Here is an 18,374-nt window from a genome sequence, read left to right on the forward strand (position 1 = left end):
TTGACAAGCGCGCCCTCCGGCTTCTACCGATAGCGCCGTCTTCCCCCGCCACCACACCGGACCGCCGCGATGAGCGAAGCGCCGCCCTCTTCCCCCGCCCCCGACACCGCGTCCGCGGTGCACAGCGGGTCGGCCGACCGCTTCGGCTATGAGTGGGGCCGCTATGCCGAGCTGAAGGATATCTATCAGGAGCAGTTCCGCCGCTGGACGCCCTTCATGGCGCCGGAGGATTGGCGCGGCCTGACCTTCGTCGACGTCGGCTGCGGCATGGGGCGCAACAGCCACTGGCCGATGAGCTACGGTGCTGCCGGCGGGCTGGCGATCGACATCGACGAACGCAGCCTCGCCTCCGCCCGCGCCACGCTGGCGCCGCATCCGGCGATGGAGGTGCGCCGCCAGAGCGCCTATGAGCTGAACGAGGTCGAACGCTTCGACCTCGCCTTCTCCATCGGCGTCATCCACCATCTGGCCCATCCGGAAACCGCGCTCGCCAACATGGTGCGCGCGGTGAAGCCGGGCGGGCGGGTGATGATCTGGGTCTATGGCCGCGAGAACAACGGCTGGATCGTCCGCTTCGCCGACCCGCTGCGCAAGACGCTGTTCAGCCGCCTGCCGATCGGGCTGGTGCATGCGCTGTCCCTGCCGCCGACCGCGCTGCTGTGGCTGGCCCTGCGGCTGGGGCTGGACCGGCTGGAATATTTCCGTTTGATCCGCCGCTTCGATTTCGCGCATCTGCGCTCCATCGTCTTCGACCAGATGCTGCCGAAGATCGCCAACTACTGGCGCCGGGACGAGGTGGAGGCGCTGATGCAGGGCGCCGGGCTGGAGGACGTCCGGCTCGCCTGGGTCAACGAGATCTCCTGGGCGGCCATCGGCCGCAAGCCGCAGGAGTGACGCACCGGGGGAGCGAAGAAGGCAGCCCTTTATTGCCGCCAACCGGGCTCTTGGGGTAAGAAGCCGCGGTTCCATGCGGCGGTTCCATCCGTGCGGCAGGCAGTCGGGCGAAGCGTTGGGGGTTGCCATTTCCGAGTTCTCACCGGCCTTCGTCGAGGCCTTCAACGGCGGTGCCGTCCTGTTCCAGGCCGGCCGCTTCGACGAGGCGGCCGAGACCTTCCGCCGGCTGGCCGACGAGCGTCCCGACATCGCCAACCTGCACGGCAACCTCGGCCTGTCGCTGCGCGCCGCCGGCCGGCCGCAGGAGGCGATGGAGCCGCTGCGCCAGGCGCTGCGGCTGCGCCCCGCCTATCCGGACGCGCTGAACGCGCTGGGCGGCATCCTGCTCGACCAGCGCAACCTCGACCATGCGCTGGTCGCCTTCCGCGAACTGGCGCGGCTGAAGCCGGACTATCCGGGGGCGCTGCTGACGCTCGGCAACCTGTTCATGTTCACCGGCGACGGGGAAAAGGCGCGCACCGTCTACCGGCTGGCGCTGACCGTCGAGCCGGACGTGGCGGTCAACTACAACAATCTGGGCGCGGTCAGCCTCAGCCTCGGCCATCCGCCCGACGCGGCGCTGAACTACCGGCGCGCGCTCGCCATCGACGTCGGCAAGCCGGAATACCGCAAGAATCTCGGCACCTGCCTGCTGATGGCCGGCGACTACCCCAACGGCACCGTCGCCTATGAAGGCCGGCTCGAACAGCCGGTCTGGCGCAAGCGCGACATGCCGGGCGTGCTGTGGCAGGGCCAGCCGCTGGCGGGCAAGACGCTGCTGGTCCATTTCGAGCAGGGGCTGGGCGACTCCTTCCAGTACATCCGCTATGCCGGCGTGTTGAAGCGCATGGGCGCGCGGGTGCTCTACGAATGCCAGCCGGCGCTGAAGCGCGTGCTGTCGACCGCCCCCGACCTGGACGGGCTGTTCGCCTTCGGCGAGCCGCTGCCGGCCTATGATTATTACATCTCGCTGATGAGCCTGATGCACCGGCTGGGCACCACCCCGGAGAATGTTCCCGGCGGCGTGCCCTATATCCGGGCCGAGCCGGAGCTGGCGGCCCGCTGGGCGGAACGCCTGGACCGGCTGGAGGGCGGCGAACGCCCGGCCTTGCGCGTCGGCATCAACTGGCACGGCAACGAGACCGGCAAGTCGATCCCGCTGGAGTGCTTCGAGGCGATGGGCCGGCTGCCCGGCGTCCGGCTCTACAGCCTGCAGAAGGTGTCGGGCCTGGACCATCTGGAGCGGCTGCGCGACCGGGTGGCGGTGACGGAGCTGGGCGCGGATTTCGACGCCGGACCGGACGCCTTCCTCGACACCGCGGCGGTGATGGCCAACCTGGACCTGATCGTCACCTGCGACACCTCGGTCTGCCATCTCGCCGGCGCCATGGGACGGCCGACCTGGGTGGTGCTGAAATGGTTCGCCGACTGGCGCTGGATGCGCGACCGGCTCGACAGCCCATGGTATCCGACCATGCGCCTGTTCCGTCAGGCGAGGTCCAACGACTGGGCCGAAGTGATGGCCAGGGTGACGGTGGCGGCGGAGGACGTGGTGGCGGCGGAGGGTGCCGCCAAGGCCGCCGGGAGGACCACGCGATGACGCTGAACGAGGCGGTGCGGCTGGCGCTGGAGCATTTCCGTGCCGGCCGGATGGCGGAGGCCGAGGGGCTGTGCCGGGCCATTCTGCAGGCGGCCCCCGGCATGGGGGAGGTCGCCCAGCTGCTGGGCGTGACGGTGATGATGCAGAACCGCCCGCAGGAAGCGGAAGCGATCCTGCGTCAGGCGATCGCCATGCGGCCGGATCTGGCCGACAGCCATGGCAATCTCGGCACCGTGCTGCAGTCGCTGGGCCGCATGGGCGAATCCCTGGCGGCGCACGACCGCTGCGTCCAGCTGTCGCCCGCCACCCCGGAAGCCTATGTCAACCGCGGGTCCGCCCGGCTGGCGCTGGGCGACCGCAACGGGGCGGCGACCGACTTCGCGCGCGCGCTGCGGCTGCGGCCGGTCGACGCGCTCGCCGCCGCCAATCTCGGCGTCGCCCTGCGCGAAGCCCATCGCGTGGCCGAGGCGGAGCGCGCGCTGCGCCGGGCGCTGGTCGTCGATCCGGGCCATGCCGAGGCGATGCTGGGCTATGCCCACACCCTGCGCGAGCTGGGCCGGCTGGCCGGGGCGAAGACCGCCTACACCCGCGCGGTGGCCCTGTCCCCGGCCAAGACCGAAGCGCTGTGCTATCACCTGTACCTGATGCAGACGCTGTGCGACTGGGACGATTACGACCGGCTCTGCGCCCGCGTGACCGAGATCATCGATCAGGACGGCGGCATCGTCATCCCGCTGGCCACCCTGTCGATCGAGAGCACCCCAGCCCAGCAGGACCGCTCCGCCCGCCTGTTCTTCGAGCGGGTGGTCAAGCGCGGCGCAGCGGCACCTTTGCAGGCGCGCGCTCCGTCGTCCGGCGGGCGGCTGCGCATCGCCTATGTCTCCGCCGACTTCCACGAGCATGCGACCGCCTTCCTGGCGGCCGAGCTGTTCGAGCTGCATGACCGCAACCGCTTCGAGGTGCTGGCCTATTCCTACGGCCCCGACGACGGCAGCGCCATGCGCAAGCGGCTGGTGAAGGCCTTCGACCGCTTCCGCGACATCCGCAGCGTGCCGCTCGACGCCGTCGCCCGCTGCATGGCCGACGACGGGGTCGACATCATGGTCGACCTGAAGGGCTACACGAAACAGACCCGGCTCGACCTGCTGTCGCGCCGGCTGGCTCCGGTCGAGGTCAGTTACCTGGGCTATCCCGGCACCATCGGCTGCCCGCATATGGACTATGTGATCGGCGACCGCTTCGTCACCCCGCCGGAGCACCAGCCCTTCTATGCCGAGCGGCTGGTGCTGCTGCCCGACGCCTACCAGATCAACGACCGCCACCGCCCGCTGCCGGAGCAGGTGGCGTCGCGGGCCGAGTGCGGCCTGCCGGCGGACGGCGTCGTCTTCGCCGCCTTCAACACCGCCTACAAGATCAGCCCCACCATGTTCGCCCTGTGGATGCGCATCCTGAAGCGCGTGCCGGGATCGGTGCTGTGGCTGTTCGAGGCCAACCCGCTGGCGGCCGCCAACCTGAAGGCCCAGGCGCAGGCCCAGGGCATCGATCCGGCCCGGCTGGCCTTCGCCCCACCCCGCCCGCTGGCCGACCACATCGCCCGCTACCGTGTCGCCGATCTCGCGCTGGACACCCTGCCCTATACCGGCCACACCACCACCAGCGACGCGCTGTGGGCCGGCTGCCCGGTGGTGACCTGCCTGGGCGGGACCTTCGCCTCGCGCGTGGCGGCCAGCCTGCTGAGCGCGGCCGGCCTGCCCGACACCATCACCCGCTCCCTGACGGAGTACGAGGATCTGGCGGTGGCGCTCGCCGGAGATCCGGCCCGCCGGGCCGGCTTCCGCAAGAGGCTGGAGGATGGCCGGATGACGGCGCCGCTGTTCGACAGCCGCCGCTTCACCCGCAACCTGGAGCGCGCCTATCAGGTCATGTGGGCGCTGCACAGCGCCGGCCAGCCACCCCAGGGCTTCATCGTCCCGGCCGGGCAGTAGGAAGAGGGCCGCCCATCAGGCCCGTTTGCGGGCGGCGGCTGCGTGGGCGGCGTTCAGGCGGGTGACATAAAGGTCCTGCACAGCCTTGCGGTTCAGGGTGCGGCGGACATGCTCCTGCCCCGCCGCGGCGCGGCGGCGGGCCTCGGCCTCGTCGAAGCGGACGCGGCGCATCGCCTCCGCCGCCGCGGCGACATCCGGCTCGAACCAGGCTGCGCCGGGGGTGACGTCGATATACTCGTCGGGCTCGATGAAGCGCTCCCGCCCGTCGACCAGGAAGCCGGTCCGGTCGGTCATGTAGTCGAGGTTCGCCGAATAGCGCGAGGCGATGACCGGCTTCCCCATCATCATCGCCTCCGCCATCGTGTAGCCGAACCCCTCCGCCCGGTGCAGCGAGACGTAGCAGTCGCAGTTGCGCATCTCCGCCAGGGACTCGGTGTAGGGAAGTTCCTGGTCGCGGATGACGATGCGCGGATCGAGCCGGGCCAGCCGGTCGAGCTGGAGCCGGTGGGCGGTGTCGGCGATGCTGCGCGAACTGGCGCGGTAGCGGATGCGCAGCAGCAGCCGGATGTCGCCGCAGGACGGGTCGCCGGCCGGGAAGGCCAGCTGGAAGGCCCGCGCCGCCGCCAGAGGGTTCTTGCGCGTGTACCAGCTGCGGGCGTCGAAGCAGAAATAGAAGGTGAAGGGCCGTTCGCCGCGCCAGCCGGCGCCATCCGCCATCCCGTCCGCCGCCGCCCCATCCCCCGCCGCCGGGGCGGCGGCCCGCTCGTCGACGCAGTTCGGCACGACATGGATGGGGCCGCGGAAATGGTGGGCCAGCCCCTGGGCGCAGAAGTCCGACAGGGTCCAGATCTCGTCCATCAGGTCCAGCGTCAGCAGGCTGGAGCGCGGCGGCAGGCTGGTCTCCCACAGGAAGAAGCCGATGTTGTAGGCACCGGCAAAGCGCTCCATCCCATGGTTCACCATGTCGCCGGGGGCGCCGATGATGCCGAAATGGATCAGGTTCACCGGGTGGAGGGATTCGGTGGCGTGATGCTGCGGCAGGACCAGCGGCGGTATCGTCACCGGCACGCCGGCTGCCGCCAGGATCTCGCGCGAGAACAGGGCGTTGCGGCTGATGCCGGTGCTGCCGTCGAAATAGCCGAACAGGTTGACCCCGCCCTTCGGGACTGCTCCGCCGCCCTGGCCGGCATCGTATGTGACCGCCGCGGCCTCCTGCCGGAGGCGCAGGCTGTCCAGCGTCAGGCTTTCCGCGCCCGGCAGGTCCAGGAAGGAGAAAAAATAGCCGAGCCCGCTCCACTCCCGCCCGGCATGCTGGATCCGGCGATCGAACAGCGCGCGCACCGCCGGCGGCAGGAACAGGTCGTCCAGGTTCCAGCGGACCAGCCACAGGCTGATGCTGAGCAGGATGACGAACAGCGCCTTGTCGTCGCGCAGCGCCAGCTTGCCGCCCAGCGCCTCGTCCATCGCATGCATCTCGGCATAGAAGCGGGAAAGCAGCCCGTGCCCGATCGTTCCGCCGCCTTCCACCGTCAGCCCGGCCGGCCCGTTCAGGTAATCGGCATGCTCGGTGGCGAGCGCCGTCTTGGGCAGGCGTGCCTTGCCGAACATCCAGTGGACCAGCTTGCACAGTTCCTCCGCCCCGGTCGGCCGGCCGGCGGTATCCAGAACCTGTTCCTTGTACTCTGCGAGCAGGCGTGAGCGGAACAGACCGCCGGCATCCTCCTCTCCCGAGGCCAGGAAGGCGGCGACGTCGGCCGGCAGCGGGCACCAGGCATGGTCGGCCAGATTGAAGCGGTCGGCGTGCCGGACCAGGAAGCGCAGCAGGTCGGCGGCGCTGCGCAGATGGAAGTCCCGCGCCGCATCCAGCCGGTGAAGCTGGTGCGCCAGGAAGGCACCGATGGTCAGCTCCGCCTCTTCGTAGCCGGGGGCGGGGCGGGCCAGGCGCGGGTCTTCCAGCCGGTTGCGGGCGCGCTTGGTCAGGTTGAGGGTCTCGGCGAGCGCCGTCCGGCACAGCGTCTTGCGTTCCGGCGTCATGCCGGACAGGGCGGTGTCGATGACAGCCCGGTGCAGGCTGGTGACGATGGGAGAGTTGGGAATCGACGCCGCGGTGCCGTGGATGCGGACATCGACGACACAGTCCTCCATCCCCAGCAGATCCTGCGGCAGCGGGATGTTGAAGACGCCGAATCCCTTGTGCCCCGGCAGCGAGGCGAGCGCCTCGTGATACTCGTTGCAGGGATGGGTGCCCATGAACCAGCCGTTGACGTAGAGATCGACCAGACATTCCATCTCCGGCCGGGTCTTGTTGACCAGCCAGCCATAGATCTTGCCCGTGGTGATGAACTCAAGCCTGCCCTGGTAATCGATCTCGCTCATCATTCGCCCTGTCACAACGACGGCCAGCGGCGTGGGGAAGAGGGAATTGGAAGAGCGGCCTGCCCGGCGGGCATGCCGAACCTTCATCCCGGATTTCCCCTTGCCATCCCGGCGGCACATCCATCCCGGAAAGACTGGTATAGCGCGGCGGCAAGCGTACCGATAGGAAAGCCGATGTCTCCATTCCCGCTGGCGCGGGCACGACGGCGCATCGGAAGCGCGGGCAATTGGGATTTCCCCAAACTTTACAACTTTGCAGCCTTGTAATAAATCATGGAAGCCTTCAAAAAATCAAAGACAGAGCATTAGAAAATATGAAGGAAAAAATTGCTGCACTGCCAAAACGACTTCGTTTCCTGATCGTCTCGCATCGCGGAATGCGGTGTGGCGTGCAGCAGTTCGGCCGGCGCCTTCTGCAGCTTCTCTCTTTATCCCCGGACATCGACTGGCGCTATGCCGAGTGTGCCTCCATCGATGAGTTCCTGGGTGAATGCAAGGATATCGCCCCCGCCGCCGTATTGTTCAACCTTCACGAGGGGACGATGCCCTGGGCGACCGGCCATGGCATCCGCGCCTGCGGCGTGCCGTGTCTCGCCGTCGTCCACGAAGCCTACCAGCTGACGCCGGAACGGCTGGACCGGACACCGTTCGACGGCATCCTCTATCCGGATCCGTCCTTCGTTCCCGCCAGCCCCCTGGTCTTTCCGGTTCCGCGCTTCACACCGCCGATTCGCCCGCCCGCCCCCGCTCCGAAGCTGTTCACGGTGGGCTGGTTCGGGTTCGCCTCGCCCGGAAAGGGGCTGGACCGGCTGTGCTCCCGGGTGAACGAGGAATTCGACACGGCGCGCATCCGCCTGAACCTGTCGCCCCATGACCGGAGCGAGCTGTTTCCCGAGCAGGCGACGCAATCCATCATTGCCGATTGCCGGAGAATGATCCGCAAGCCGGGGATCATGCTCGACATCACGCGCGATTTCCTGGACGAGGACAGGCTGCTGGACTTTCTTTCGGAAAACACGATCAATGTTTTCCTTTACGATGACCTGTCAGGGCTTGACCGCGGCATCTCCAGTTGCCTGGACTATGCCCTGGCGGCGGGCCGGCCGATGGCGGTCAGCCGGTCCCGGATGTTCCGCCATGTGCATGGCGTCAACCCATCGATCCGTGCCGACAGGCGCCGTCTGAAAGACATCGCCGCCTCCGGGCTCGCCCCCTTGGCCCACCATATCGCACGCTATGAGCCGGGCGCGTCCAGCGCCGCATGGAACGGGGCCATCCTGGAGGCGCTCGACCGGTTGGAGGCCCGGCGGTCGGTTCCCGACGGCCGGGGATACAACAAGCTTCTGTCCCCCGCCTCGCGCGCCTATGCCAAGCGCGTCGCCTGCGGCACGGCGGCCCACCGCCCGAACGACAGTTCACGCAAAGCACCGGGGCGCAAGGTCAGGCAGGTCGACGTCCAGCAATCATTCTTGATCGACGCGGTGGAGCGTCTGGCCGCCGACTTTTTCGAACCGCGCATTCTCGGCATCGGATCGCCGGATGACGTCTGCGTCGAGGCGTTGCGCATGAAAGGCTATGTACTGGACCAGATCGGCCTGCGGGAAGAAAGCCTCCCTCCCCTCCAGAAGGGCACCGCCTTCCATGACATCGTTTTCTGCACCACCACGCTGAACCGTATAGCGAAGGACGAGGTCTTCATCCGGACGGTCGCCGATCTTCTCACCCCCGGCGGGGTGGCGGTCCTGCCCCTGGACATCGCCCACCCTGACAGCATTGACCGGACCGATGGTCCGTTCCCGACGGAGCACAGGCTCTACACGCCCGACGACATTCTCGGGCGGCTCCTGCCCTTGCTGCCGGACTGCATCCTGTTCGATCCGCCGCGGTGGAACGGGGATCGGACCGGGAATGGACACGAAAGCGTTGGGGGCGAAACCGGTGGCCAGACTTCCCGATCCATCCCGGCCGGTTGGGTGTTCCGGAAATTCGATGCTGAAAGGCTGCGCTGTGCAATGCCGTTGCCGGCCGGGCACCACCCTCCGACCGAAGAGCGGCATCTGGCCCGGCTCCAGAACCTTCAGATCGAGGGGCGTCTTCACATGGGCCTGCGCTCTCAGGGAATCGCGGGCTTCGACGACGATGAGCGCATCTTCTCCATCCCTATGGAGCAACCTGGCTTCCTGCTGTTCGGCCCCTATGTTCCAATGCAGGCGGGAACCTATTACTGCAGTTTCCTGCTCCGCCTGGAAGAAACCGGCCTTCCCAACGACACGGTCATTGCCCTCATCGACACGGCATTCGACGGCACGGCACAGGAACAAATCTACAGATTGACCACGGATTGCTTTGGACCGGACAGTTTTGTTCCCGTTACGGTCCGCTTCATCGTCCCGAGGCCCGTAGCCGCCTTCGAGGTTCGGATACGGACAATCCACCCGGCCGCCATGAGCACCGTCGCGGCCGTGGCAATCGGACAAGTTCCGCCTTGCAGCGGCCTGATTTTGAGTGCCTCCGGCTAGTATTTCAAAAGTGAAATTTTTATCGGCCGCGTCACGAAATCGCGGCAAGAATTCTCACAATTTTTATCAAAATCATACCCCGCAAACTGTCGCGGCATGAAGGCAATCGGCATATCCGAAAGACATAATCACAGTCATATGCATGAAAATGCGTTTTGATATTCGTCTGCAATTCCAAACATACCAAGAAATATTCGCCTATATTTTCCTCAACTCGCCATAAATATAAAATACAATATCTTATATTATGCATATGGAATTTTAGTATAGAGAAATACATTAGCCATTTCATTTCATAAAATTCACAAAATGCGCTCATGATAAATATTCCTTTACGCTTATCGCGCTTACAAAAGATTGACAAAACCCTTGAATGCAGTAATATTATTACTGTAAGAGATTATATTTGGTGTTTAAAATGTTCGCTAGGCTTATCTATTTCTCTGAAACGGCCTCAGCCAGCTTGATTGAATTTTGACTGCGCCGGAATAATCATGAAATCACTTCGTCGAAAGAGCATGATCTCCAATGCGAGGGGCGTAATTCCCAGAAGCCCGTTATTTGTCCTCCGAGGAACACCGCATAACGCTCTTGCGAAAATCCCTTCGTTTTCTGACGGCACATTTTGCCCGCGAGGGCGCATCTGATGGCTGCGGATCACCGGCCCACCTCTCCGCCTTCCGCAGGGGACGCCATGATGTGGATTGCAAGCCCGATCACGGAACGCCGGATGGGATTGCCTGCTGCCGTCAGTTTCAATCGTTCCTACCCGGCCGGGAACGGTCACCCAAGCCATGTTCGCGCGGGGCGCGATCTGATGATAGAAAGCACCGCTTTGGCGATGGGGAAGCGCGCCGTGGTTTCCCGTCTTTCTCGCGGCCATGACCGGCGCAGGCCGGCACCTTGAACAAGCGGACCCGCCCGCCTCGTACGAGGCGGGCGTCGGCCTGGATAATCTGGAGATCGTGATGGTGCAGGGGGATCGGGGTGTCGGAGCCGGCAAAGGTCGGATCTTCTGGTTCGGCGCCCACAAGCTGCTGGTCGGGACTGAGCTCGCGCGCCTCCGCGCGTTGGGATACGAGGTCTTCAACCCTCCCTACCTGAGCCACATTCCCGATCAGAGCGTGGCATCGACCTGGGATCGGAACCAGCCGACCACTCTCCCGCCTGAAGTCTTCGACAAGCTGTCAAAATACAACTTCTTCTACAACTCCATCAGTCCCGAGATCGCGGACATCCTGAACAGCCAGTTCGACGCCGTGGTCGTCACGATCGTCGCCCGCTGGACCGCCGAAATCCTTCGGGTTTATGACGGACCGTGCATCTTCCGTGCATATGGCCAAACCCATCTGCTTTCGGATGAGTTCGAACTGTGCGGCGTCCGTCCGCTGATCGAGAACCGGGACAATTTCCATTTCTGCCCCCATTCCGACAAGACGATGGAAGCGGAGGCCGACTGGCTTCGCAGCCGCGGCACCGTGATTCCCTACTGCCTGTCGGAAGACATCTTCCAGCATCGCGGGATATGGGCCGCGTCCACAGACCGCAACGACAGCATCCTGGTGACGGCGCCCAACATCCTGGGAAATCCATTCCACCGGGCGCATTACGACTTCCTCAAGGAATTCTTCCACCAGAAGCATTTCAAGTATTGCGGGGTCCAACTGGTCGACATCGACGACGACCATGTCGTCGGGTCCCTGGAGCGCAGGAAGCAGATCGGGATGTTCGCCGACGCCAGCGGCTATCTCTACACCTATCGCGATCCCAGGGTCTGTTACCTCCCGCCTGTGGAGATGATCGTACTCGGCGGCCCGGTCGCCTATCTCAGCGGTTCCCTGCTGGCCCGCCATATCGGCAAGGGAGGCCCCGGCGAAGCCGCCTCGGTGATGGACGCGCATCGGATCGTCAACGCCTTCCGCGCCAAGGACCACGTGTTCATCGACGAGGTCCGGCAATCGCAGCAGCACATCGCCACACTCTACGATCCGGCGCATGTCTGGCCCATCTTCGATCGTGAAATGGCCCGTATGATCGGCGGCCGACCGGCCAGCGGCACCCGCCCGCAGCCAGGCGCCGACGGCCGGCGCCGCTTCGTCAGGGCATTCATCGACCCGGCCGGCCAGCACTCTCCCGCCCAGCGCATCCGGCAGATCGCCGACGCCCTGTCGGCGACGGTGATCGAAGCCCCGGTCGGCGACGAGGTGCGCAACCATCTCGCCGCGGTCGCCGGCACCGCGGGTCCCTGGCCGGCACTGCAGGAGGCCGTCCGTCTCAACGGCGGTGCCGTCGATTTCCTGGAACGGGCGATCGGCCGGCGCTCCGGCAAGCAGCAGACCGTCGACGACCTTCACCGTGACTTTGCCCCGCCTGGATCGATCCTGCGGTTGGGCCGGTGGGAAATGGACGACGTCCTGAAGCGCCAGGTCCGGGTGACGGACCAGGGAGAGGCCGGCTTCCTCCTCTTCGGTCCATTCGCGACACTGCCGGAAGGGCATTACCGGCTGGAAGTCATGGGCAGGATCTCCGCCACCCACATCCCCGCCGGTTGCGCCGACGTGTCCTGCGACGGGACGGTTCTGGCGTCGGTGACGCTGGAAAGCACCTCGCCGCAATATGAACGGTTCACCTGCGACTTCCATGTCGGACGCTCCGACGGGAAGTACGAGTTCCGCATCTTCACGAACGGGTCCGCCGCCCTGAGCATCGAACGGCTGACGGTCATCAAGCTGTCCGACTGACCCCCGCCGCCAGACGTTCCGCGTAGCCTGGAGTTTCCAATGTCGCACCAGCCCAAAACCCTGTGCCTCGGTTGCCACGACCCGATTTCCAGGTGCGAGGCCGAGCGGCTCGCCTCGCTCAGCCCACGCATCCATGTGGACACGCAGCGGGGAGCCGCCGGCGCGGCGCCCATGGCCGCGCTTCCACCCGCAGCCGTTCTGGGCGGGTACGACGCCATCATCGTCTGGAACGACCTGGCCCTGTTCGCCGAACTGATCCGGGCCTTTCCCGGCTTCATCGTCTTCCGCAGCCATGGTGACCGGAGCAGCGTGGCGGCCGCCCTCTGGCAACTCAGCCTGCGGTCGATCGTCGAGAGCCGCAACAACATCCGCATCCTGTTCTCCCAGCCGGAAGATGTCGGCCGCGAGGAACCCTGGATCGCCCGGCTGTCGCGCTGGACCCAGCAGACGGCGGCGGGCGTCCCGGACACTGCCGTCGGGACATGGGACAGATCGCCGCCAAACGGACGCCCCGTCGGGATTCTGGTCCCCAAGGACAGTGACGGCCCGTCCCCGCAGCGCCCCTATCTGCGACGGATGAGCCGCTTCATCCAGGACCACTTCGCGGCGGAAGGCTTTCAGACGATCGGCGAGCCTGCGACGGAGCAAGGCGCCGCACCGTCCGTCGTCGATATGCTGCAGAACCTCTCCGGCCTCTTCCATCCCTATGTCGGCGAGGGCCGGCTGCCGCATGCCACGATCGCTATGCTGCTCCTGGGGGGGCCGGTCGTATATTTCCAGGGAAGCATGCTCAGCCGCCGGATCGCCCCCGGCAATCCCGGCGAGGCGCGGACCATCGATGAGGCGAAGGCGCTGTGCAGGCGGCTGCGGGAGGGGGACCTGGCCCTGGCGAATGAGATCATTCACGCCCAGGGTCCGGTGCAGGGCCATTACCGGCAGGGCAACGTATGGCCGGGTTTCGACCGCAACATCCGCGAGATCACCGCCGAAGCGATGCTGGTCCTGGGCAAGCCGGACAGCGGCCCGGCCTTCGTGGAGGCGGGCGACTGGAACGCCAGGGAACTGGCCGGCAATATCGTCGAAGGCATCAGGACGCCGATCCATGAGGATGCCGCCCTGGGGCGCCGGTTCATCGAGACCACCTACAATGTCCTCCTGGAGCGCGCGCCCGACCCGTCGGGATGGGCGCACCACGAACGCGAGTTGCAGCAGCATGGCCGGGTCGACGTCACGCTGAACGCCTTCCTGAATTCGGAGGAGATGCGGGCCAAGCAACCCGCGAACCGGATGCTCCGGTGGCTCGCCTCTGCCTGACCTGCCGGCCAGCCGGCACCCGCAGCGGTCCCGCCCGATCCGTCATGCTGAACCTGTTCGAGAATACCGGGAGTTTGTTTTGATGATCCGCGGCGCATTTCTTAATACAGAACCGGCCGTCTGCAGCATATTCGAAAGCGGTAAAATGGTTTACGACTGCCTGAAGCAGTCGAAATTCTATGATCTTGACTATATAACGCTCGAACAGATTGACATTGATTACTTGAAGACGAACCAGTCCTTCAGGTTGAAAGCAGGGCATGAGGACGCGGAAGGGGAAAAGCCGGGCTCCTATGATTTCTGGGTTCTGAACTACCATCCGCACACGATGGCGCCGCTCCTGCCGCAGGAGCTTCTGCCGCACCTGAAAGGGCCGAAGTTCGCCATCGTGCTGGAAGTCGAGCCGGACAACCCCATCAAGTTCGTTCCTGCCGAACGGTTCGACAGCTGCATCGTCCTGGACCCAACGGCGATGCCGACCGCCAAGGTGACGCCGTTCCCCCGCCCCCTGCGGGGCGTTTCCCGCAAGGGCCATCATCACAACCGCGAGATTCCCGTCATCGGGTCCTTCGGGTTGGGGACGCCCGGCAAGGGGTTCGAGCATGTGGTGGAGGCGGTCAACCGCGAATTCGATCGGGCCATCGTCCGCATCAATGTTCCGCGGGCGACGCATGTCGACAGCATCATGTTCAACGTCCATCGGATGGAATATTCCGAGTATATCGAAAAGCTCTGCCGCAAGATCGCCAAGCCAGGGATCGAAATCCAATTCACCAGGGATTTCCTGGAAGAGGAGGAACTGGTCGACTGGTGCGCCGACAATGACCTGAACTGCTTCTTCTACACGCGCCGCCAGTCCGGGCTGTCGGCCACGACCGACCAGTGCGTGATCTCGGGGCAGCCGCTCATCGTCTCGTCCAACGATACGTTCCGGCACATCCACCCGTACATCGCCCCCTATCCCAAGACGTCGCTGCGCGACGCGATGCGCTCCACCCGGGACTCCGTCCGGCGCCTGCAAAAGGACTGGTCCGTCGCGGCGTTCCAGGACAGCTTCATCGACATGCTGGTGGCGAACGGCGTCACGGTCGACGGGCGGGGCGACGCGGAGGCCGCCCGGTCGGCACGCCATTCGCCGACGACCGTCGTCCTGGCCATGGCCGGAACCGGCGAGGAGAAGGCTCCCCTCTCCGGCCCCATCTCCGACCCCATCTCCTATGTCCAGCGCGTCGTCGCCGCGCTCGGCCGCACGGGGGAATACAAGCCGGTCATCATGCGCTACCGCGATGCCGACGATTTCCAGCGCGGCATCTTCTGGCTCCGGCCGAGCGCCGTCGTCCTGTGCGGGACGGTCGAGGATCCGGGTCTGCCGCCCGTCCTGGAGCAGGCCGGGCCCGTGCTCCACCACCTGCCGCTGGCCCCCGGCCAGCCACTGCTGGCGGAAGGTCTGCAGGCCCCCGCCCTGCAGCAGAAGGTGCACAAGATCGACCGCGCCCCGGTCATCCCCTACTACACGGCCCTGCCGTCGATCCCGCCCGGTCCCATGCGGATCTGCGTGTTTGGCGCCAGGACGCCGGACAACAGCTTCGAGCTGATCGTCAGCAAGATCCAGCGCGACAAGCCGGATGCCCAGATCCTCGTCGCCCGCCTGCCCTCCGAAACCGAGGAGGATGACCGGCTGTTCGCCAGGAAGCTGGAGGCCATGCAGCCGCAGCTCCGGATGACTCCGGCGCTTCAGGTGGTGACGGTCCCCATGCCGCGCGACGCCTTCAGCGTCATCCACACCGTGGGCACCTACGACCTGCTTCTGTTCGCCAATGACGGGACGCATGGTCCGGAGCTGCTGGATTATTGCGATCTGGCCCTGAGCACCGAGCGTGCCGTGATCTTCACGCGGATGGCGTCCTTCCCGGAAATTCAGAACGGCACCTTCCTGGAGGACGCACCGGTCGAGGCCCTCGCCCGCAAGGGCATGTCGGCGCAGACGGCGCTCTACAACCTCCGCAGCGAGGGCCGGCTCTACAGCGAGTTCGACCGGGTCCAGCGCGCCAACGCCGCGCCTACACCGGCCGGCCAGCTCCAGAGCGGTTGGCTGCCGTCCGGTTCGGTCGTCGAAGCGAGATCCTTCCCCTGCCCGAGCGGTCTGCTGGAGGCGGAGGAGTCCGCCTGGCTGGCGAAAGGAAACCGCCTGGACATCCTTCAGGATTCGGATCTGTCCTGGGCGCACGAACACGCCGCCGCCTACGTCACGCCCCAGCAGCAATTCCTGGTGGCCGCCGTCGAATGTCTGTCCAACTGGTCGCCGGCCAGCCGCATCGTGGCTTTCGGCGACGAAAGCCGGGGGTCCGGGATCCTGCTGCGGAAGCTCGGCTACACGCTCACCTCCGCCGAGGAACGGATGATCCCGGCCGGCTCCGCCGACTGCGTCTTCAGTTCCTGTGCGCTGTCGGGGATGGCCGATGCCCGCGATTTCCTGACCCGGGTCGTGGCGATGCTCAAGCCCGGCGGCAGCGGCGTGTTCACCTTCTTCCAGCGCGAAGCCTATGCCGACGACGACCAGGAAAATCCGGACTTCCCGACGACCGATCCGGACGAGTTGCTGGCTCTCCTGGAGTCCTTGGGAGTGACGCCGGTCGGGCCCGTGCAGTGGCACTCGCAGCGGCCGTTGCTGGCCCCCAATCCCTTCTCCGCTCCCCAGCTTGCCGGGCTGGTCTTCCTGAAGCCCGAAGCCGCCACGCCATGACCAAAAGCGCCACCACAACCGCGACCGGCCGGCCGGTATGGGAGGTGATCGACCGCCGCACGCTGCTGCGGACGACGCGCGACGTCGAGGTGACGGTCGAAACCGTCCGGCTGCCCGATGGCCGGATCATCGACGATTACTATCAGGTCGGGGCGGACGATTCCGCGAGCGTGTTCGCCGAAACCGAGGACGGGCTGGTCGTGACCATCGGCCATTACAGCCATGGCGCCCGGCGCCACTGCATCGGGCTGCCGGCCGGCCGCATCGGTCCGGAAGAAACGGCGGAAGACGCGGCAAGGCGGGAGTTGCTGGAGGAAACGGGCTACGCGGCGGCGGAGTGGACCTTTCTCGGCTCCTTCGTGCGCAACGGCAACCAGGGCGGCGGCACCGACCATCTGTTCCACGCCCGGAACGCCCACCGCGTCGGCGAACCGGCATCGGGGGACCTGGAGGAGATGGAGGTCGGACTGATGACGCGCGGCGAGCTGCGGGACGCCCTTCAAGACAACAGGATCGCCGTCCTCGCCCATGCCCTGGGCGTGTCGCTGGGCCTCCTGCGCGGCGAAGCGCCGGGGCGGTAGAGACGCCGGATCAGGGGCCCCCGGATCAAGGGTAACCGGCATTGTAGGAAAGGTCGGGGCAGCTCCGGTACAAGCTCAGCCCGAGCACCCAGCTCCGCAGGTCTGCGACACCATGGCGGGCGATGCCGTCATCGCTGGACGCCATCAGCAGAAGAAGGTCCAGCTTCGACGGACACTGGGACTCCAGGACTCCGCTCCAGGCCGTGACCTCAGCTTGCGCCGGGGAACGCCCGAACAGCTCTTCAAAGCAGGCCTCGATGAAGGCGATCCCGTCGTGCCGGTCGAGGCGATGGACGATCCCGGCCCTCCTGAACCGCTCGATGAAGCCGATGGCCGGGATACCGGCGATCTCCAGGGGATGCTCCGGGACGCCTGCCCCCCCGGCCGCCCCCTCGCCAGCCCGGATCCAGTCGGCGACCTTCCGGGCGATACCGTCCCAACTGGGCAGCGCGTCCCTGTCGATTTCCCGCCTTCTGGCATCGGCGAAGACCGGATCGAGGAAGGAACGGACAGCGCCGTCAAGGGTTTCGGCGTTCACGTCGATGGCGACATAACCGCCGGCGGCGAATTCCAGAGCCGGGAGGGTCTGCGAAACGATGGCCGGGATTCCGACACGAAGCCCCTCGAGAAACGGCAGCCCAAGCCCCTCCTCCATGCTCGGGTAGAGCAAGGCGGTCGCGCGGCCGAGAATGTTGCGGATATCGCCGTCCGATGCGTTCTTGATCCAGGAGAACAGCGGCTGGCTCGCCGACAGTTTCCTCAGGCGCTCGGCCTCGGCATCGCCGATGTTGCCGGCTTGGCCGACGAAGGTCAGCCTGGCGGTACAGCCGGACGCCCAGAGTTTGCTGAAGACGTCGAGGACGAGGAAATGCTGCTTGCGCAGCTGTACGGTTCCGATGAAGACGAATTCCGGGCATGCGCTGTCCGGCCGGTTGTCCGTCCCCTCGAAGGCCGACGCGCCGCCGCCGAGGACGATCGGATTGGCGACGGCGCCACGCAGAATCCGGGTCTCGAAAACGGTCTTCGTGTGGTTGGACAGAAACCCGAGATTCCTGATGCGCCTCAGCAAACGCAGATACCCCGTGACGCCGTATTGGGAAGAATTGAAATGCGGGAAATGTTCCGGAGAAAGCCACGATATGAAATCATATGTCATGGCGAAGATCTTCTCCGGGAAATCTCCGACAATTCCCATGTAGAATTTGATCTGATTTTCGTTGTAGGTCGTTTCCGGCAGGAAAATGCCGGCGCATCCGGCAATGTCCACCCTGTCGACACGGGCCAGCTTCCTGTCCCGGAAAGCCCTGATTTCCTCCGCAAGGAGCGCCAGACGGTCCTTGCGGTCGCAGGCGAAGAACGCCTCCATCAAAGAGAATATTGTCGACGGAATGATGTGCATCTCCCCATCGCCATCGACGATGACGGGCAGGATTTCCCGGTCGCGCGGCCAGTTCCGCGCCAGTTCCACGACATATCTTTGAATCCCCGTGCGATCCGGCCATGACGTGAACCATGTCACATCGAACAACACGGCCTCTCTGATCGCAGAAGACAGCAAGATGGACCTCCAAAAACAGCAATC

The 18,374-nt window shown here is 65.7% G+C and carries 10 protein-coding genes; 8 read left to right on the top strand and 2 right to left on the bottom strand.

The window, feature by feature from the left end:
* Positions 1 to 69: 69 nt before the first annotated feature.
* The 3 genes from E6C72_RS30820 to E6C72_RS30830 all read left to right on the top strand — a co-directional run bounded on the left by E6C72_RS30820 (position 70) and on the right by E6C72_RS30830 (position 4,518).
* Positions 70 to 894, top strand: a complete 825-nt coding sequence (locus E6C72_RS30820) for a bifunctional 2-polyprenyl-6-hydroxyphenol methylase/3-demethylubiquinol 3-O-methyltransferase UbiG (RefSeq protein WP_109085352.1) — start codon at positions 70 to 72, stop codon at positions 892 to 894.
* Positions 895 to 967: 73 nt separating this feature from the next.
* Positions 968 to 2,533 carry a tetratricopeptide repeat protein gene (locus tag E6C72_RS30825; RefSeq protein ID WP_109085351.1) on the top strand — a complete coding sequence of 522 codons (1,566 nt, stop codon included), beginning with the start codon at positions 968 to 970 and terminating at the stop codon, positions 2,531 to 2,533.
* A complete protein-coding gene (locus E6C72_RS30830) occupies positions 2,530 to 4,518 on the top strand; it encodes a tetratricopeptide repeat protein (protein WP_109085350.1) in 1,989 nt (662 codons plus the stop codon). The genes E6C72_RS30825 and E6C72_RS30830 overlap by 4 nt, the downstream gene beginning before the upstream one ends.
* A gap of 15 nt (positions 4,519 to 4,533) precedes the next feature.
* Here E6C72_RS30830 and E6C72_RS30835 read toward each other — a convergent pair whose 3' ends face one another.
* Positions 4,534 to 6,897 (bottom strand): glycosyltransferase, encoded by a 2,364-nt coding sequence (locus E6C72_RS30835; protein WP_158280139.1) that lies wholly within the window; start codon positions 6,895 to 6,897, stop codon positions 4,534 to 4,536.
* A 311-nt stretch (positions 6,898 to 7,208) separates the two neighbouring features.
* Here E6C72_RS30835 and E6C72_RS30840 point away from each other — a divergent pair, with 311 nt between their 5' ends.
* The 5 genes from E6C72_RS30840 to E6C72_RS31950 all read left to right on the top strand — a co-directional run bounded on the left by E6C72_RS30840 (position 7,209) and on the right by E6C72_RS31950 (position 16,792).
* Complete coding sequence (locus E6C72_RS30840; RefSeq protein ID WP_136700884.1) at positions 7,209 to 9,413, top strand: hypothetical protein; 2,205 nt, start codon at positions 7,209 to 7,211, stop codon at positions 9,411 to 9,413.
* Between the two features lie 968 nt (positions 9,414 to 10,381).
* Positions 10,382 to 12,154, top strand: coding sequence for a hypothetical protein (locus E6C72_RS30845; protein ID WP_136700885.1), 1,773 nt, complete (start codon positions 10,382 to 10,384; stop codon positions 12,152 to 12,154).
* A 39-nt stretch (positions 12,155 to 12,193) separates the two neighbouring features.
* Positions 12,194 to 13,468: a DUF4214 domain-containing protein gene (locus tag E6C72_RS30850; protein WP_109085346.1), complete on the top strand. Its 1,275-nt coding sequence runs from the start codon at positions 12,194 to 12,196 to the stop codon at positions 13,466 to 13,468.
* Positions 13,469 to 13,550: 82 nt separating this feature from the next.
* A complete protein-coding gene (locus E6C72_RS31945) occupies positions 13,551 to 16,211 on the top strand; it encodes a hypothetical protein (protein ID WP_158280138.1) in 2,661 nt (886 codons plus the stop codon).
* Entirely contained in the window at positions 16,208 to 16,792 is a 585-nt protein-coding gene (locus E6C72_RS31950; RefSeq protein ID WP_158280137.1) for an NUDIX hydrolase, read from the top strand. The genes E6C72_RS31945 and E6C72_RS31950 overlap by 4 nt, the downstream gene beginning before the upstream one ends.
* A 25-nt stretch (positions 16,793 to 16,817) precedes the next feature.
* On the opposite strand, the gene E6C72_RS30860 is transcribed toward E6C72_RS31950, so the two are convergent.
* A complete protein-coding gene (locus E6C72_RS30860; RefSeq protein ID WP_136700886.1) occupies positions 16,818 to 18,350 on the bottom strand; it encodes a glycosyltransferase in 1,533 nt (510 codons plus the stop codon).
* Between the last annotated feature and the right edge of the window lie 24 nt (positions 18,351 to 18,374).

The organism is Azospirillum sp. TSH100, from assembly GCF_004923295.1.
In the GTDB taxonomy this organism is placed as follows: domain Bacteria; phylum Pseudomonadota; class Alphaproteobacteria; order Azospirillales; family Azospirillaceae; genus Azospirillum.

Excerpts from the sequence above, each read along its gene's own strand:
- E6C72_RS30820 (WP_109085352.1), top strand. The coding sequence starts at position 70 with ATGAGCGAAGCGCCGCCCTCTTCCCCCGCCCCCGACACCGCGTCCGCG.
- E6C72_RS30825 (WP_109085351.1), top strand. The coding sequence starts at position 968 with ATGCGGCGGTTCCATCCGTGCGGCAGGCAGTCGGGCGAAGCGTTGGGG.
- E6C72_RS30830 (WP_109085350.1), top strand. The coding sequence starts at position 2,530 with ATGACGCTGAACGAGGCGGTGCGGCTGGCGCTGGAGCATTTCCGTGCC.
- E6C72_RS30835 (WP_158280139.1), bottom strand. The coding sequence starts at position 6,897 with ATGATGAGCGAGATCGATTACCAGGGCAGGCTTGAGTTCATCACCACG.
- E6C72_RS30840 (WP_136700884.1), top strand. The coding sequence starts at position 7,209 with ATGAAGGAAAAAATTGCTGCACTGCCAAAACGACTTCGTTTCCTGATC.
- E6C72_RS30845 (WP_136700885.1), top strand. The coding sequence starts at position 10,382 with ATGGTGCAGGGGGATCGGGGTGTCGGAGCCGGCAAAGGTCGGATCTTC.
- E6C72_RS30850 (WP_109085346.1), top strand. The coding sequence starts at position 12,194 with ATGTCGCACCAGCCCAAAACCCTGTGCCTCGGTTGCCACGACCCGATT.
- E6C72_RS31945 (WP_158280138.1), top strand. The coding sequence starts at position 13,551 with ATGATCCGCGGCGCATTTCTTAATACAGAACCGGCCGTCTGCAGCATA.
- E6C72_RS31950 (WP_158280137.1), top strand. The coding sequence starts at position 16,208 with ATGACCAAAAGCGCCACCACAACCGCGACCGGCCGGCCGGTATGGGAG.